The organism is Agrobacterium vacciniicorymbosi, from assembly GCF_040427045.1.
GTDB lineage: Bacteria > Pseudomonadota > Alphaproteobacteria > Rhizobiales > Rhizobiaceae > Agrobacterium.
In genome coordinates this window covers 254,311-270,753 of record NZ_JBETMF010000005.1, presented here as the reverse complement: position 1 = coordinate 270,753, position 16,443 = coordinate 254,311, and the positions used below count along the sequence as shown (strand labels likewise).

Genomic DNA, 16,443 nt, shown 5'->3' with positions numbered 1-16,443 from the left:
GCGTTACACTCGACCAAATTGGGGATGAAGAAGCGCGCGCTCGATACCACGCAGTTCCGCCAGGCCCTTTAGCCGTCCGATGGCTGGATAACCGGGCTGTGCGCCGCGTGAGAGATCATCGAGAATTTCCTGCCCATGGTCCGGGCGCATGGCAATGCGGTGGTCCTCGCGACCCTCGGCACGCCTTCTCTTTTCCTCCTCCAGCAGCACCGCAATGACGGCCACCATATCGGTTGCTCCCTCGAGATGTTCGTCCTCGAAAAAGGAGCATGGAACGGTGTCCGTATCGCGCGTGACATTGCGCAGATGTACGAAATGAATGCGATCGGCAAAGCGCTTGGCGATGGCAGGCAGGTCATTGTCCTTATGCGCGCCAAGCGAACCGGTGCACAGCGTCACGCCATTTACCCGGCTATCGACCTGACCCAACATATGCGCATAATCCGCCTCCGTGGAGAGAATGCGCGGCAGGCCCAGGAGCGGCCAGGGCGGATCATCACCATGCGCGCAGATATTGATCCCCACCTCCTCGGCGACAGGCACGACCTCTGAGAGAAAATCCACCAGATTGGATTTAAGCCTATCGCGATCGACACCTTGATAGGTTCTGAGCTTTTCCAGCAGCTGATCCAGCGTATAACCATCTGCCGAACCGGGAAGGCCTGCACCGATATTGAGGCCCAGAGCGATGATCTTGGTGTCCGGCATATCAGAGAAACGCTTCGCAGCCTCCTCCACCAGCCAGTCCGAATAATCGGCCTTCGCGTCAGGCCGTTTCAGAATATGAATGTCAAAGGCGGCGAAATCGGTGAGATCGAAGCGCATGGCCTTGGCACCGTGGCGTGCTTCCGAGCGCAGGTCGGTGCGTGTCCAGTCCAGAACCGGCATGAAATTGTAGCAGACCGTGCGAATGCCGCTTGCTGACAGCCGCCGCAGGCTTTCTTGCCAATTGGCGATATGGGCCTTCCAGTCGCCCGTCTGGGTCTTGATATCTTCCGAGACCGGCACGCTTTCCACCACGTCCCAATAAAGACCACCGGCCCTGATCTCATCATGTCGCTTGGCAATCTCCTCTACGGGCCAAACGGCACCGGTTGCGATGTGGTGTAGCGCACTGACGATGCCCTCAGCGCCAGCTTGCGCCGCATCCCGCACCGTGACCTTATCGACCGGCCCAAACCAGCGCCATGTATGCTTCATTGTCTTGTCCTTCAGATATCAGTTGGAGCCGCCAAAGGTGATCTGCACCTTGCAGGCAACGGAACGGTCACCGGCCTGTTCGAAAGCCTCGACGGCCTTTTCAAGCGGAAATTCGTGGGAAATGATCGGGCGCACATCGATGGTGCGCGACGCGATGAGTTTGACGGCCTGCGCAAATTCCTGATCGAAACGCTGCGAGCCGCGCCAGACGATTTCCTTGCCAACCAGCGCATTGAGCGGGATCGTCATATCTCCCGTCACCCCCACCTGAACGATGGTGCCGCGTGGCTTGACGGCGGCAAATGCGGAGCGCAGCGCAGGTCCTGCGGCTGAACAGTCGAACACGACGTCGAAGACGCCTTTTCCTTCCTGATAGGGCGCAAGCCCTTGCGGGTCGGTCAGAACATTGACTGTGCGGCTGGCCCCCATGGCAGGCGCGCGGGAAAGCGCCGCATCGGCAAGATCGGTCACGACAATCTCCTCGGCACCGGCATATCGGGCAGCAGCCACCGTCAACAGTCCGATGGGACCGGCACCGGTAACCAGCACACGACGTCCGGTCAGATCACCCGCTTGGGCCACGGCATGCAGGCAGACGGCCAGCGGCTCGGCACAGGCTGCTTCTGCGGGCGTGGAGTTGCCGTCAAAAGCGAAGCATTGTTTGGCGGGCACCACCAGCCAGTCGCGGAACATGCCTTGTTCATGCGGCAGGCGCATGGCGCTGCCCATGAAGCGCATGTCGAGGCAATGGATCGGCTGCCCGACCTTGCAATAATGGCAGGTGCCGCAGGGTTGCGACGGGTTGACGGCGACCAGGGCACCGATGGCAAGGCCGCTGACGCCCTCACCCAGCGATTCGATATAGCCTGACGCTTCATGTCCTGAAATGATCGGCTCACGCACCTGAATGGGGCCGAAACCGCCATCCTGATAATAGTGCAGATCCGATCCGCAAATGCCGCCTGATGCCATGCGCAGCAGCACCTCTCCGGCACCCGCTTGCCTCACATCCTGTGTTTCGACCTTGATATCCTGTTTGCCGTAAAGACGCGCGACGCGGGTCAACATGCACTTTGCTTTCCTGTGTGTGGACGAAGAAACCCGCGCGACGGATCGCGCGGGCGTCGCTTTTTAGCGGATCAGCCCCATTTCCGTTGGCAACCACAATGTGATGGCGGGAATGAAGGTGATGAGGATGAGCGCCACGAAAAGTGGCACCAACCATGGCAGAATGGCCATCGTCGTGCGTTCCACCGACAATCGTGCCACCCGCGACAGGACGAACAGCACCATGCCCAACGGCGGATGCAGAAGGCCGATCATTAGGTTCAGCGTCATGATGAGGCCGAAATGCACGGGATCGATATCGAACTGCAGCACTAGCGGCAGAAGGATCGGCACCAGAATGGTGATCGCCGCAATCGTATCCAGGAAGCAGCCGACAAACAGCATCAGCAGATTGACCAGCACGAGGAATATCCACTTGCTGTCCGTCAGTGTCAGAATGGCGCTGGACAGCACCTGCGCCGCCTGACTGACCGTCAGAAGCCAGGCAAAGACCGAAGCCGCCGCCACGATGAAGAGAACCGAAGCGGTCGTCTCAATGGTGTCGAAGGTGGCTTTCGCCAGCGTCTTGAACGTCATGGTGCGATAACGCACAAGGCCGAGGAACAGGGACCACAGAACGGCTGCGACAGCGGCTTCCGTTGGTGTGAACCAGCCCATGGTCATACCGCCGATCAGAATGACCGGTGTCATCAACGCCATGACGGCGGAGAAGTCGAAATACCAGTCACAGGCAATCAGCACCGCAAGCACGATGACGATGGCAAGGTTGAGCGACATGCCGAACATCGTCAGCAGATAAATGCTGATCGGCACCAGCATGACGACGATGACTTCCAGCGATGCGCCGAAGATGGTGCGCAGGCTGAAAGGCGTATCCGAGCCCCAGTTCTTGATATAGGCGAAGGCGGCAACGGTAATCATCATCAACAGCGTCATGACGACGCCAGGAACGATGCCCGCCATGAACAGCGCGCCGATGGAGACATTCGCCATCATGCCATAGATTACGAATGGCAGGGATGGTGGAAAGATCGGGCCCAGCGTGGCCGAGGCGGCGGTGACGCCAACGGCAGCCTCCACCGGATAGCCATGGTCCTTCATGGCCTTGATTTCGATGGTGCCGATGCCGGCGGCATCGGCCAGTGCGGTGCCTGACATGCCGGAAAAGATCACCGAGCCGATGATGTTGACCTGCGCCAGACCGCCCTTCATCCAGCCAACGAGAGCAACCGCGAAGGAATAGATACGGCCCGTGACGCCCGCCACATTCATGAGATTGCCGGCCAGAATGAAGAAGGGCACCGCCAGCAACGGGAAGCTTTCCACACCGGCGATCAGGCGCTGTGCAGCGATGATATCAGGGGCGACATTGTAGGAGACGATGTAAAGCAGCGAAGACACCGCCATGGAGATGGCAACGGGCAGGCCGATGAGCATCAGAAGCAGGAATGAACCGATCAGAACCAGCATTTCACAGCTCCTCCAGATTCTGGAATTCCTCAGGCCGTTCCAAGACGGAATAACCGCGCCGCAGATTGGCGACGAAGACCTGAATGGACCGCAGGAACATCAAAACGAAAGCGGCAAACACCGTGTAAAAAACGATGCCGCGCGGCAGCGCCACCGTCACCATTTCCTCATCGGCAACGATTTCCAGATAGCGCCACATCAGCCATGATCCGTAGGCAAAGAAGCCGATGCGCAGCACATCGACGGCCAGCGACATGACCCGTGTCAGATGTGTAGGCAGATAATGGTAAAGCACATCCACCTGAATATGGCGCGACATGCGTACGCACATGACCGAGCCCAGGAAAACGACGCCGATCAGGCAGTTGACGGCTATTTCTTCCGTCCAGGCGTAGCTGTCGTTCAGCACATAGCGGGTGAAGAATTGCAAAAACACGCAGCCCGTCATGCCCCAGAACAGGCCAAGCGTGACCCAGTCTTCAAAGGCATAGACGGAAAGATCGGCATCGGGCGGTGCTTCATCGAATGTATGGGCGAGTTCCTCAGGTGACACCTGAGTATGAGTTTCCTGCGACATTGAATTGTCCCTGCTGAGAAGGAAGGGCGGCGCGGCCCGTAAACCGCGCCGGACGCGGCTTTACTTGATGGCGCGAATGGCTTCCCAATCGGCCTTTTCGTAACCGAAGTCCTCGAACTTCACCTTCTCGAGCACGTTCTTCTCAAAATCGGCCTCGTCGACCTCCGTCACCGACAGGCCTCGGGCCTTGAAATCATCGACCAGCTTTTTCTCACGCTCTTCGATGATCTTGGTCGTCTTGGTCGCTGCTTCCTGCATGACGTCAACGAAGATTTTCTTGTCTTCATCCGAGAGGCTCGCCCAGCGGCTCTTGGAAATCACCGTGTTGAGGTGATCGACAATATGGCCGGTGAGAACGATGTTCTTCTGCACTTCGAAGAACTTTTTCGCCTCGATGGTGGTCAGCGGGTTTTCCTGCGCATCGACCGTGCCGTTCTGGAGCGCCAGATAGACCTCGGCAAAAGCAATCGGCGTGGTGTTGGCACCGCAGGCGCGTGGCATGGCGAGATAGGCCGGAACATCGGGAACGCGCATCTTCACGCCTTCCAGATCACCGCAGGTGGCAATCGGCTTGTTGGCGGTGGTGTGGCGCGTGCCGTAATAGCTGACAGCGGCAATCACGTTGCCGGTCTTGTCCTGATATCCCTTAGCGAGCCGCTTGAAGATATCGCTTTTGGTATAGGCGATCAGGTGCTCAGGATTGCGGAAGATGTAAGGAAAATAGGTCACGCCGATAGGCTTGTAATCACGGGCGGCGAAGCTGGAGCCGGAAATGATCATATCGACCGTGCCGAGCTTCAGACCCTGATTGATATCGACTTCCTTGCCAAGCTGCGAAGCCGGGAAAACATCGATCTTGTAGCGTCCATCCGTGCGCTTTTCGATTTCCTTTGCGGCCCAGACGGATTCGGTGTGGAACGGTTCGGTGGTTTCATAGACATGCGCCCATTTCAGCGCCGTCTGTGCCTGCGCGGCGCAGGCGGATGCCAGTGCTATGGCCGTTGCACCCAGCAATGCGTATAATCTCGATGTCATCGTTTTCCCTCCCGGATTGATGTCATATGTCTGTTTTCCGGCACCGCCCTCTCTCCCGACGGCACCATCTTTTTCTTACGGCTCCTCTCCGAAGCTTTCAGAAAATCTCTTCTGCGACAGCGTCAGATGACGGCGCATCGCATCACGCGCACCAGCGCCATCATGGGCCGCAATGGCATCACGGATGATGCGGTGTTCTTCCAGCGCCAGCCGCCATGTGTGCGGGCCTTCGAAATGGCTGGCCAGTCGCTCGAAATAGGGCGTCATGCGCCGGTCGAAGATTTGGCCGGTCAGGCGGTGCAGCGTGGCATTGCCGATGATGTCGGTAATCGCGGTGTGGAAGGCACGGTCCTGAACCAGCATATCGACCGGATCGCCAATCGCCTTCTCCATCTGTCGAAGGCAGTCATCCAGACGCTCAATGCTTTCAGGCGTTGCCACGCGGGCAGCTTCCTCGGCAATCGCGCTTTCGATGATGCTGCGGGCTTGCAGGATTTCGAACGGGCTGTCGTTTTCATCGACAGGCAAAACAGTGGATGTCTGGCTGGGGCGCTGGCTGACATAGACACCCGATCCAACTCGGATCTGAATATGGCCTTCCACCTCCAGAACGATCAGCGCTTCACGGATGGTAGGGCGAGACACGGCAAACCGTTCGGCGAGATCACGCTCAGCCGGGAGTTTTGCACCCGGCGCCAGCTCTCCCGCTTCAATGAGTGCACGAATCTGGTCCGCGACCTGCCTGTGCAGGCGGCGCGGCTCCAAAGCCACGAACATGAAATCCTCCCACGATCCCATCTGGTAAAATGGTCTTACCAATTGCAACCCAGTAAAGACGAGATTTCATCAAAGTCAATTGCTGATTTATCGATTGTTAATATTTGCGGGCGTGCAGGTACCACGCCGTGTGCCATTCGGTGCACGGTCTTTCAGGCGATATGTGTGCCATAATTAATGTGGTACGCCGGATTCAGTTGCCCCGACGGACCGAGCGCTCACAGATGACGATAAGCGCGTTTAAAATAGATAAGGGCCTCTTCACCGCCATTGATGACGGTGTCCATTACATCGCAAATCAGAATGTCATGGGTGCCGCCATCATGAATGGTGCGAATGCGGCAATCGAAAGAGGCAAGTGCGCCGACGAGCAGCGGCGCACCGGTCTCGCGCGTCGTCCATTCGCCAGCCGCAAACCGCGCATCGATGGGGGTTTTCCCGCCGAACAGACTGCTCAAATTTTCCTGATCGGCAGCCAGCGTGTTGATGCAGACAACGCCGTTGGACACCACATATTTATAGGCCGAGGAGTTGCGGTTGAGGCAGACGAGCAAGGTCGGAGGATTATCCGAAACGCTGCAGACCGCGGTTGCCGCAAAACCGGCCTTACCTTCCGGCCCATCGGTGGTGACGATGTTGACGGCACCGGCCAGTTGCGACATGGCGTTGCGGTAATCCAGGCCGCGTTGTTCCGCAGTCTTCGTCTCCATGACGGCTTCCTCTTTGAGAGACAATGTCTGCATCTAACCAACCTTTCCTAAAACTTCATCAAACCAGTACGCAGGCGTCATCAAACGGCAAACGCGGCAGGCGACCAAACAGCTTGGATGGATCGCCATAGCCGAGATTGATCAGGAAATTGGATTTCCATGTCGTGCCGGCAAAAAACGCTTCGTCCACTTTGGGCTTTTCGAAACCCGACATCGCGCCCGTATCCAGCCCCAGCGACCGCGCCGCCAGAATGAGATAACCAGCCTGAAGCGTAGCGTTGCGAAACGCCGTTTCTTCCGCCACCGCCGGGCTGGAGGTGAACCACGATCTGGCATCCGCATGCGGAAACAGGGCCGGAAGCTTTTCGTAGAACTCGCTGTCGATGGCGGCAATGACGGTCACGGGTGCGGCCATGGTCTTTTCGAGATTGCCTGACGACAGCGACGGTTTCAGCTTTTCCTTACCCTCGGGCGAGCGCACGAACACGAAGCGCGCCGGGCAGCAATTGGCCGATGTCGGGCCCATCTTGGTCAGATCGTAAACTTCGCGCAGCAGCGCATCGCTGACCGGCTTGTCCAGCCAACCATTGTGAGTGCGTGCTTCCGTAAACAAGGTGGCCAGCGCCTGATGATCCAATGTCATGAAAAAACCCTCGCTCTATATCGATGCCGGGGCGAGCAGAAATTTCTCCAGCCCCGCGTTAAAACCAGCAACGTCGGTAATATTCACCGCGTGCGCGCCCTCATCGAACACGACAAGCTCCGCATTTGGCAAGCCCTCGGCCAGCCGTAAAGAGCGCGTGTAAGGCACCAGCAGATCGTCTTTTGCGGCGATGACGAGTGTCCTGTTCGCGACTTCGGCCAACCTTTCATCCACATCAAACGCCCTCAATGCCGCGATGCGGCGCAGCACATTATCCCTGCCCTGAAAATGCGCGACGCCATGCGCATCGTCTTTGGCCAGCCGTTCCGCGTTTTCCGACATCCATACCGCCGGATAGAGAAACAGCGGCTGTGCTTTCACGAAAGCTTCGACGCCAGAATTTTCCAGCAGCGAAATGCGCGTGTCGAAACAGCGCCCGGAATGGGCATCCCCCCTGCTCCAGGCGTTGATCAGCACCAGACGGTCGATCAGACCGGGTTTACGAAGCGCGATATCGAGCCCGACCAGACCACCGAGCGCATGGCCCATGAAGTGAAATTTCTCGAGGTTCAGCTCGCTGGCAATCTCCAGCACATCATCCGCCATGGCGGAAATGCCGCCATCCTGCGGCACTTCTCCACCGGTCCGGCCCGTGCCGCGATGGTCATAGGTGACGACCCGGAAATGCTGTTGCAGCATTTCCATCTGCGGCGCCCAATAGCTGCCCGATCCGCCAAGACCCGACGACAGAAGAATGGTGGGTGCGTCCGGCTCTTTTCGGCCCTGAACCTCGAAATACATCGTCACCGATCCCGCAGTCCCTTATTTGCCGATATGGGCGACAGTTGCGATCTCGATCAGCGCATCCGGCTTCACCAATCCGCACTGAATGCAATAACGCGCCGGTTTGTCGCCCGGAAAATATTCCGCATAGACCTTGTTCACGGCCTGATAATTGGCCCAGTCGGTGATGAAGATGTGGTTCATGGTTACGTCTTCCATGGTCCCGCCAGCGGTCTCGATCACAGACTTGATGGTTTCCAGCACGTGCCGCGTCTGAGCTGCGGCATCGCCCACATGGACGACATCATTGTTCTTGTCGAAGGGCAGCGTGCCCGACACATAAACGACACCATCCGCCAGTGTTCCCGGCGAAAAGGGTGCGATTGGCTTGGATGTACCCTCAGGGACGATAATGGTCTTCGGCATGGTCTGTTCTCCTCTTATAGCGTTGGTCAGTCTTCTATGGGTGCGGCCTGCGAGATGACGGCGCAGAAATCATTGACCGTCGCCACCCAGCCGAAAAATTTCTCGACATTGTAGACGGTCGCCTGCTGGATGAAATCCGGGCCCAGATGGTGGGTCGCATCTTCCAGCATCACGCCGAAATATTCGAGGTGGAAGGCATCGCGAAGCGAGCTTTCGACGCAGACATTGGTGGCGATACCGACGAAGACGAGGTTTCGAATGCCCCTCGCCCGCAACACGCTGTCCATATTGGTGTTGAAGAAACCGCTATAACGGGTCTTCGGCACCAGAATATCGCCCGGCTGCGGCTGGAGTTCGTCGACGATGGCATAGTCCCATGTGCCCTTGGCCAGCAATTTGCCTTGCAAATCCGGTCGCGCCCGCATGGTTTTCAGCGCATTGGACTTGTGCCAGTTGGGAGAGCCGGGACCGCCCGCCTCCACATAATCGCTGTCCCAGCCATTCTGGAAATAGATGACCTGCACACCTGCCGCGCGAGCGGCATCCAGCGTCTTGCCGATATTGGCGATGGTCGATTTCGCGCCCGATATGTCGAAGCCTGCGAGATCGACATAACCGCCTTCGGTGGAATAGGCGTTCTGCATATCCACAACCACGACGGCGGTTTCGCTTGGTTTCAGCGAAATCGGTTCAGGGCGCGCGGGAAGGGTAACGCTCTCGGAACGGCTTTTGGGTGGATGATAGCCAGCAACAACGGCGTCCGTCATTCTGCGGCCTCCAGAGCAGCCGTCACATGCTTGCGGCTTTTCATCAATGGCTGCACATATTTCCCGAACTTCTCGACGCCTTCCACGAAATCGTCAAAGGTCAGCATTACGCCGCCGGTGCCCGGCACCTCGCTCATCTCATCCAGCATGGCCGCGACCTCTTCATAGGAGCCGATGAGCGTACCCATGTTGATGTTGACGGCAGAAACCGGATTGGACATGTGCCGAACATTGGTGTCCGAGCCCGACTTGGTATCCACTGAGCTTTGCAGGCCGAGCCACTTGATAGCCTCCTGATCCGCACCCGCCTTGTAATGCTCCCATTTGGCCCAGGCATCCTCGGATTTTTCTTCCGCCAGCACCATGGTCAGCACCACGGAGCGCACATCGCGGCCCGTCTTTTCGGTCGCAGCCATGAGGCGCGTGTTCGTTGGAGCAAAGGCGGTGGGCGTGTTGACGCCAACGCCAAAGCAGAAGCTGTAATCCGCAAACTTGGCGGAAAAGGCCATGCCCTTGTCGGACGAACCGGCGCAGATGAGTTTCACATCTCCCTCCGGCACCGGCTTCATCCGGCAATCATCCATGGTGAAATATTTACCCTTGAGGTCGGACTGGCCAGTCGTCAGCAGGTCCTGAAGCACGGTGGTATATTCGCTGAGATATTCGTAGCGATCGCCAAAATAGTCGTCGCCGGGCCAAAGACCCATCTGGCTATATTCCGGCCGCTGCCACCCGGTGATGAGGTTGATTCCAAAACGACCTCCGGAAATGGAATCGATGGTCGTTGCCATGCGCGCAACGATGGCCGGTGGCATGACCAGCGTCGCCGTCGTGCCAAAAAGCTTGATCTTGGAGGTCACTGCAGCAAGCCCTGCCATCAGCGTGAAGGATTCCAGATTGTAGTCCCAGAATTCCGTCTTGCCGCCAAAGCCGCGCAGCTTGATCATCGACAGCGCGAAATCGAAGCCATATTTCTCCGCCGCCAGCGTGATCTGCTTGTTCAGTTCGAAGCTTGGCTTGTATTGCGGTGCGTTTTCCGAAAGCAGCCAGCCATTGTTTCCAATCGGAATGAAAACACCGATTTCCATTTGCATCCTCCAGTTCCTGTTCCCGTGTTGAACTTTTGAAAGATAAAATGCAGGTTCCGTGCCAGTCTCTGATGCCTAGTAAAAACAATGATTTATAAGGTAGCTGAAAAGCGGCGTTTATCAAATGATAAATTTTTTACCGTTTGATAAAAATACTGCTCATTAAATCGGCAGCTGTTTTTCGGTCATTTCAGGGAAATTTTGGGCGTATCTGAACCTCAAAACGCATCATGGCGAACGGTTGCTACACCGTCCGCCATGAGAAAACTCAGCCACTGGCTTTAATCGCCTCAGTCCATCTGGACATTCGCGTCCTTGACGACCGGTCCCCATTTGGCAATTTCCTGCGCCACATGGGTTTTCAGCTCGTCCGGTGACGAGCCAACGATCTTGGCGCTGAAGTCAGCCATGCGCGCAGCAACACCGGGGTCGGCAAGCGCCTTTTTCGCAGCCGCATTGAGCTTATCGACCGCTTCCGGAGGGGTTCCGGCTGGCGCAAACAAAGCGTTCCAGGTGTAGGTTTCATAACCCGGCACCGTTTCTGCAATCGTCGGAACATCCGGGAAAGACGAAGCCCGCTCCGCCGTCGTGACACCCAGCGCGCGCAGAGTGCCGGATTTCATGTGTCCTGAAGACGATGGCAAATTATCGAACATGATCGACACCTGGTTGCCCAGAAGATCGTTCAGCGCAGGCCCGGAGCCCTTATAGGGCACATGCTGCATGCTGACGCCCGTCATCGCCTTGAAGAGTTCACCCGAAAGATGGAGCGGCGTTCCGTTGCCGGAGGACGCATAGGCATATTTGTCCGGGTTTGCCTTCAGAAGGGCAACGAGTTCCGCAACGTTATTGACCTTTAGCTGCGGGTTGACCACCAGCACATTGGGCACGACGACCAAAAGGGAAATTGGCGCAAAATCCTTTTCAGGATCGTAGGGCTTGGTCTTGAGGATCAGCGGGTTGAGTGCGTGGGTGGCGACGGTACCCATCAAGACCGTGTAACCATCCGGCTCGGCCCGCGCGACCCGGTCTGCGCCAAGATTTCCGCCTGCGCCAGCCACATTTTCAACGACGACCTGCTGGCCGAGTTCATCACCCATTTTCTGTGCGATGACGCGAGCAACGACATCCGTGGACCCACCGGCAGCGAAGGGTACGACCAGCGTGATGGTCCGATCCGGGAAAGTCTGTGCCTGCCCTGTGCTGCTAAACGAAAGAAAGGACAGTGCAGATGCGGCGAGCGCCAGAGCAGCACGCCGTTTGAAAAGCGAATGTGTCATTGAACCTCCTGTAGAGTGGCCTCCCCGCCACCGTAACAGTGTAGCTCAACAGCGCTTGAGAGCAAGTTACGCGAAAGTCTATGCCTTCGCGCGCTGGTATCAGGCCATCATACGCTTTGCATGGGCATGCACTGCACGGAATGCGGCTTCGGCACCGGCAATGACCCTGCCCTCTTCCGCTTCGCTCAACTCGATGGCATCGAGCGCGGCCACGAATGTGCGCCAATGCAACCCGCGTCCTTCCGGTGCACCAGCCAGATGGCGCGCGCCGAATGTCTCTCCAAGGCCGAGTTTCGCTGCATCCTTCAAAAGAAAGGCAGCGCCGAGGTTGGACCCTTCCACGACATAAAGCCAGCCCAGAGCCTCTGGCAGATCGAAAGCAGCATCATTCTGGCTGAAGTGGACATTTTCGCTCTCAGGTGTCGAAATCTCCAGATCGGCAAGGTCCTGCTCGATGAAGCCAAGACGGCGGCGGCCCTTCAGGTCGGGAAGAAGTCCGTCCAGAGTTTCGTTGAAAAAGAAGACATCGAGGTCGTTGTGAAACAGATATTGTGTCTGCACGAATTTGCCGAAGTTCTCGCGGCTTTCGAAAGGTTTTGCAGACATGATGAAACCGTCAAGCACTTCATGGGCTTCACGCGTTGCTGCTTTCAGACGTTTCGTCCGGCTTGGTTCAAGCTCGGGTGTCTGAATGGCCAGTTCTGCAGCAGTCATGTCTTGATCCTTTTCGTCATCGCTCCAGCGCACATAAAAATCTTTCCTTTCAGAGTCAAATTTTATCGGCGCTATCTGTTCTTTAAATACATGCTTTTCATGAGCAAAGGGAATGACTGCTCGAAGATGGTGGCGATAGCCGTGTTCTCAGCAGCGCCATCAGCATGGGCTTGATCGAAAATTGCTTCGCTCGCGATTTCTCGGTGAGGCTGCGCAGATATCCTCCTGCCGATTGAATGGCGCTGGAACGCTCCAATATACACGCTATGATTGCGTTCGTGTTCTGTGATCCCATGGCTTTCTCCGCCTCATCATAAGCAGACTGGCTGATGGAGAGCATGGTTTTGACCACATTGGTGGCCTGTTTCAGGTCGTTCCAGCTCCTCACGGTGCCATTTGGGCCGTAGAAAGCGATCTCCGGGCAGGCCTTCAGCAGTGTTTGAAGATCGAAACCTTCACCTCTGGCTGGTTTGGTCACATCGATCTGATTGTTTCCCGCACTCCACTTTTTCAAAGCTGCTCGCCTTTCCACTTGCTCGGCAGCAGTGTGGCTTTCCTCGTTATCCACATGTTGCACTTCAATAATGGATTCGGATTCTGAACTCTGTATAAGCCGCTCATTTTGATAGGCATTGGCGCTTATTTTTTGTTTTTCTACATGTTTTTCCAACTGGTTAGCCATCTCCTCGCGCAAATGGCTCAAATCTTCCAAAACCAGTTCCAGATAAGGAGCCTTGGATTTACGATCGAGCGCGGAAGTGACGATGAGATATTGCTGGCGATAGCGATCCCAATCACCGTCGATGCCGTCGGCAATGGCGATCTCACCGAACTTGATAATGTCGCGACGGCAGAGGCTGATCTTTTCGCGCAGTCTTTGGAGCTGCAAACGCTCTTCGACGACCTGTTCGGCAATCGACTGGATTTCATCCGCACGCGCAATCAGGGGAGCGAGCGAAAACCCATATGCATCGCTGATACCACCGCTTCGGTCTTTGCGGGCATAGCGTTTTCCGTTCGGACTGTCCTTGCGCAGAATGAGGCCGGCTTCGACAAGTGCCGCGAGATGACGGCGCAAAGTTTGTTCCGGCATACCGTGGGCGCGAAGAGAAAGCTGCTGGTTCGACGGAAAGACCACCAGGCCGTTTTCCTCGGACAGTTCCGCTTTTGGGTAGAAACTGATCAGCGCGTTGAGCACAGCCAGTGATCTGTCGGATATACCGAGCAGAGGACGGGCTTCGCACGTGGCACGAAACAGTTTCCATTTATCGATCGACCGCGCAGGATCGATGTCTCTCGACGCGAACTGGCTTGCGAGAAGGCCAACAGAAACCCCTCGCCGCCCGAAAGGCGTCGTTACAATATGGCTATTCATGTCTTTCACCTTCAAAAAGGCAAAAGAAAATCGCTCACCGAAGAAATATCGATGCCAAGACTCTTGACTATGATTCGCGGAAATGAGATTCTTTGGGTGCTTAGATCAAAGAAAGGCTTCCGTGCGGCAACGTTCGGGGGCTTTTTTCTTTTGTGCTTGCTGCTCCTGTTAGTGGTTCAATCGAAATGGCTGCTTACTGTCTGGAGCTATGCTCTTCGAACAGCGATTGCAGATGCTCAAGAACGAAGGCAGCGAATTCCGGCGCTTGCCTACGGTCGATGGAAATATCGAGACGATTGTCGGTCTCGACGATCTTTGCGAGTTTCTGGCCGCTTTCAGTCGACAGAACGCCGGTCTTCTTAGGCTCTGCCTTGGGCTTCAGAAACTCGAGAATGGATTTAAACTTCTCTTCAGACGGAAGCCGAGCAACGGTCTCGTCGCGCAGATAAGCACGAGCGGCTTCATTGACCTTCGATGAAGAAAGCTGCTCAGCCAGATCCATCCAGTTGCGGCGTCCAACACCCGGCGCTGGGCCGATGCTGTCAACGATGTCATCAGGTATGCGTCCGACAACCGAGAGCATGTTGGACAAATCGCCCTTGTAGAGAGACATGGCCGCCATGATGGTTTCGCGGGTAAAGCGCATTTGAAGCTTCTGGGCAAAGCGCGCCTTCTCGATATAGCTCAGGTCACGGCGTTCGTTGTTTTCCTGTCCCTGCGCAACGACGAGCTGCTCATCCGTCAGGTTACGAACGACAGCGCGAACGGGAATACCGATCTCAGCCACGGCACGCAGACGGCGGTGACCGAAGGCGACCTGATAACGACCAGCATGCTCAGGGTGGGGACGAACGAGAATCGGAACCTGCTGGCCCTGCTCACGAATGGCTTCCACCAGACCGACATCAGCCTCGATGGAGGACGGCATACGGTCAGGGATAAAGGATGGATCGACATCAGCAGGATCGAGCGCAACGATGGTCAGGCCTTCGGCAAGCTTCTTCTCGATCTCTTCGGCGCGTTTGGAGCGCTCCGAAACTTCGTTCAGCGATTGACCGATCATACCAACGGGAGAATTCACGACATCCGTGACCAACTCCGGCGAACCGAGGATTGGACGGATACGTGGACGTGCGCGCTCAACAGGCGCTTCCGTGTTCTCGTTGGACTTACCGCCCAGATTGGCGAAGATTTCTTTTCTGCTCATGCGGCCCTACCCCAGGCTTTCTTGATCAAGCCTTCAATTTCGGCATTTACATTGGTCATGGATTCCAGCGCGCGGTCATAGGTGGACCGGGTGAACTGCGTGCGCTCCACCTCGAACAAGGTCTGGTTCGTCAGTCCAGCATCGGAAACGGCGGTGGTTTTGAGCATGGGATGGTTCAACACATGCTCACCGAAGATCGAGCGCAAAAACGCGACCATCTGGTTCTGCGGTCCGTCGCTGGGTTCAAAGCGGGTCACGAGATAACGCATCCAATGATAATCCGAACGTGCACCGGCTCTGCCGATTTCGGCCAGGAGATCACCGGTCATTGCCAGAAACTGGTTCATGGACATGACATCCAGCATCTGCGGGTGAACCGTCACCAGAACCGATGTTGCAGCTGTCAAAGCCGAAAGCGTCAGATAACCAAGCTGCGGTGGGCAATCGATAACGACCACGTCATAAAAGTTTTGCGCTTGGGCGATAGCTTGGCCAATACGGGCGAAGAACAATGTGTCCCCCGGCGCGCGGCGCATGAGAGCCCTTGGCGTATCATGCTCGAATTCCATCAGTTCCAGATTACCGGGAATGATATGGAGATCGGGAATGTAGGTTCCACGAACGATCTCGGCGATAGGGCGCTGCTCGCTATCGTAACGAATTGCGCCGTAGAGCGTCTCATTCGGCCCGACATCGAGTTCAGGCTGATGACCAAAAAGCGCCGACAAACTGGCCTGCGGATCAAGATCGATGGCAAGCACGCGGTAACCGCGCAGCGCCAAATATTGTGCAAGATGCGCAGATGTCGTTGTCTTGCCGGAGCCGCCCTTGAAATTCATCACAGCGATGACCTGCAAATCTTCACCTTCACGACGATGCGGAAGATAGCGACGCGTGCCGCGTGCGCCCTGATCAAGGAACTTGCGGATCTCGTGAATGTCTTCGACGGAGTAGCTTCGCCGTCCACCGCTTTGGGACGCGCTGAGGTCCGGCTGCTCGGCGGCGATCTGGCGAAGATAGGCTTCACCGATACCGATGAGCTTGGCGGTTTCAGACGGCGAAAAATTTCGCATGCTTTTTTCCGCAAGCGGTGCGAAGGTATTTGCGTTGTGCGCTTGCAGCTGCGCGGACAGCGCGGCCGAATGCTGTAGGATAAGGCCCGTCAAATCGGGTGCCTTGTCAGCAGATTTCAGATCGGCGCTTTGTGTCATATCTCGTCTTTTCCACTTGTTGGATCAGTTGCGTTTTTTTCCGCTGAAATCGGTTTTTTCCGCAACTGAGATATAAGCGCCGATTCTCTTTTTGGTGCAATAGCCATTCGTC

General features: G+C 56.4%; 17 protein-coding genes. All 17 read right to left on the bottom strand.

The window, feature by feature from the left end:
• Positions 1–3: 3 nt before the first annotated feature.
• The 17 genes from uxuA to repA all read right to left on the bottom strand — a co-directional run bounded on the left by uxuA (position 4) and on the right by repA (position 16,331).
• Positions 4–1,200: a mannonate dehydratase gene (gene uxuA / locus ABUK73_RS10530; protein ID WP_353577233.1), complete on the bottom strand. Its 1,197-nt coding sequence runs from the start codon at positions 1,198–1,200 to the stop codon at positions 4–6.
• Between the two features lie 18 nt (positions 1,201–1,218).
• Complete coding sequence (locus tag ABUK73_RS10525) at positions 1,219–2,268, bottom strand: L-idonate 5-dehydrogenase (protein WP_353577232.1); 1,050 nt, start codon at positions 2,266–2,268, stop codon at positions 1,219–1,221.
• Positions 2,269–2,331: 63 nt separating this feature from the next.
• Positions 2,332–3,738: a TRAP transporter large permease gene (locus ABUK73_RS10520; RefSeq protein WP_353577231.1), complete on the bottom strand. Its 1,407-nt coding sequence runs from the start codon at positions 3,736–3,738 to the stop codon at positions 2,332–2,334.
• A gap of 1 nt (position 3,739) precedes the next feature.
• The gene (locus tag ABUK73_RS10515; RefSeq protein ID WP_353577230.1) at positions 3,740–4,315 is read right to left on the bottom strand and encodes a TRAP transporter small permease; all 576 of its coding nucleotides are present in this window, start codon (positions 4,313–4,315) and stop codon (positions 3,740–3,742) included.
• Between the two features lie 60 nt (positions 4,316–4,375).
• Positions 4,376–5,350, bottom strand: a complete 975-nt coding sequence (locus tag ABUK73_RS10510; RefSeq protein WP_353577229.1) for a sialic acid TRAP transporter substrate-binding protein SiaP — start codon at positions 5,348–5,350, stop codon at positions 4,376–4,378.
• A 75-nt stretch (positions 5,351–5,425) separates the two neighbouring features.
• Positions 5,426–6,127: a FadR/GntR family transcriptional regulator gene (locus ABUK73_RS10505; protein ID WP_353577228.1), complete on the bottom strand. Its 702-nt coding sequence runs from the start codon at positions 6,125–6,127 to the stop codon at positions 5,426–5,428.
• 218 nt (positions 6,128–6,345) lie between these two features.
• Positions 6,346–6,870, bottom strand: coding sequence for a flavin reductase (locus ABUK73_RS10500; protein WP_353577227.1), 525 nt, complete (start codon positions 6,868–6,870; stop codon positions 6,346–6,348).
• A gap of 25 nt (positions 6,871–6,895) precedes the next feature.
• A complete protein-coding gene (locus ABUK73_RS10495; RefSeq protein WP_353577226.1) occupies positions 6,896–7,480 on the bottom strand; it encodes a malonic semialdehyde reductase in 585 nt (194 codons plus the stop codon).
• Positions 7,481–7,495: 15 nt separating this feature from the next.
• Positions 7,496–8,281, bottom strand: a complete 786-nt coding sequence (gene rutD / locus ABUK73_RS10490; protein WP_353577225.1) for a pyrimidine utilization protein D — start codon at positions 8,279–8,281, stop codon at positions 7,496–7,498.
• Positions 8,282–8,302: 21 nt separating this feature from the next.
• Entirely contained in the window at positions 8,303–8,689 is a 387-nt protein-coding gene (gene rutC, locus ABUK73_RS10485; protein ID WP_113086748.1) for a pyrimidine utilization protein C, read from the bottom strand.
• 26 nt (positions 8,690–8,715) lie between these two features.
• Positions 8,716–9,456 (bottom strand): pyrimidine utilization protein B, encoded by a 741-nt coding sequence (gene rutB, locus ABUK73_RS10480; protein ID WP_353577224.1) that lies wholly within the window; start codon positions 9,454–9,456, stop codon positions 8,716–8,718.
• Positions 9,453–10,544 carry a pyrimidine utilization protein A gene (gene rutA / locus ABUK73_RS10475; RefSeq protein ID WP_353577223.1) on the bottom strand — a complete coding sequence of 364 codons (1,092 nt, stop codon included), beginning with the start codon at positions 10,542–10,544 and terminating at the stop codon, positions 9,453–9,455. Before rutA ends, rutB begins: the two co-directional genes overlap by 4 nt.
• A gap of 290 nt (positions 10,545–10,834) precedes the next feature.
• Complete coding sequence (locus tag ABUK73_RS10470; RefSeq protein WP_113086745.1) at positions 10,835–11,824, bottom strand: Bug family tripartite tricarboxylate transporter substrate binding protein; 990 nt, start codon at positions 11,822–11,824, stop codon at positions 10,835–10,837.
• Between the two features lie 99 nt (positions 11,825–11,923).
• Positions 11,924–12,538: a biliverdin-producing heme oxygenase gene (locus tag ABUK73_RS10465; protein WP_353577222.1), complete on the bottom strand. Its 615-nt coding sequence runs from the start codon at positions 12,536–12,538 to the stop codon at positions 11,924–11,926.
• A gap of 97 nt (positions 12,539–12,635) precedes the next feature.
• A complete protein-coding gene (gene repC / locus ABUK73_RS10460; RefSeq protein ID WP_353577221.1) occupies positions 12,636–13,913 on the bottom strand; it encodes a plasmid replication protein RepC in 1,278 nt (425 codons plus the stop codon).
• 193 nt (positions 13,914–14,106) lie between these two features.
• Positions 14,107–15,120 (bottom strand): plasmid partitioning protein RepB, encoded by a 1,014-nt coding sequence (gene repB / locus ABUK73_RS10455; protein ID WP_353577220.1) that lies wholly within the window; start codon positions 15,118–15,120, stop codon positions 14,107–14,109.
• Positions 15,117–16,331 (bottom strand): plasmid partitioning protein RepA, encoded by a 1,215-nt coding sequence (gene repA, locus ABUK73_RS10450; protein ID WP_353577219.1) that lies wholly within the window; start codon positions 16,329–16,331, stop codon positions 15,117–15,119. The genes repB and repA overlap by 4 nt, the downstream gene beginning before the upstream one ends.
• Between the last annotated feature and the right edge of the window lie 112 nt (positions 16,332–16,443).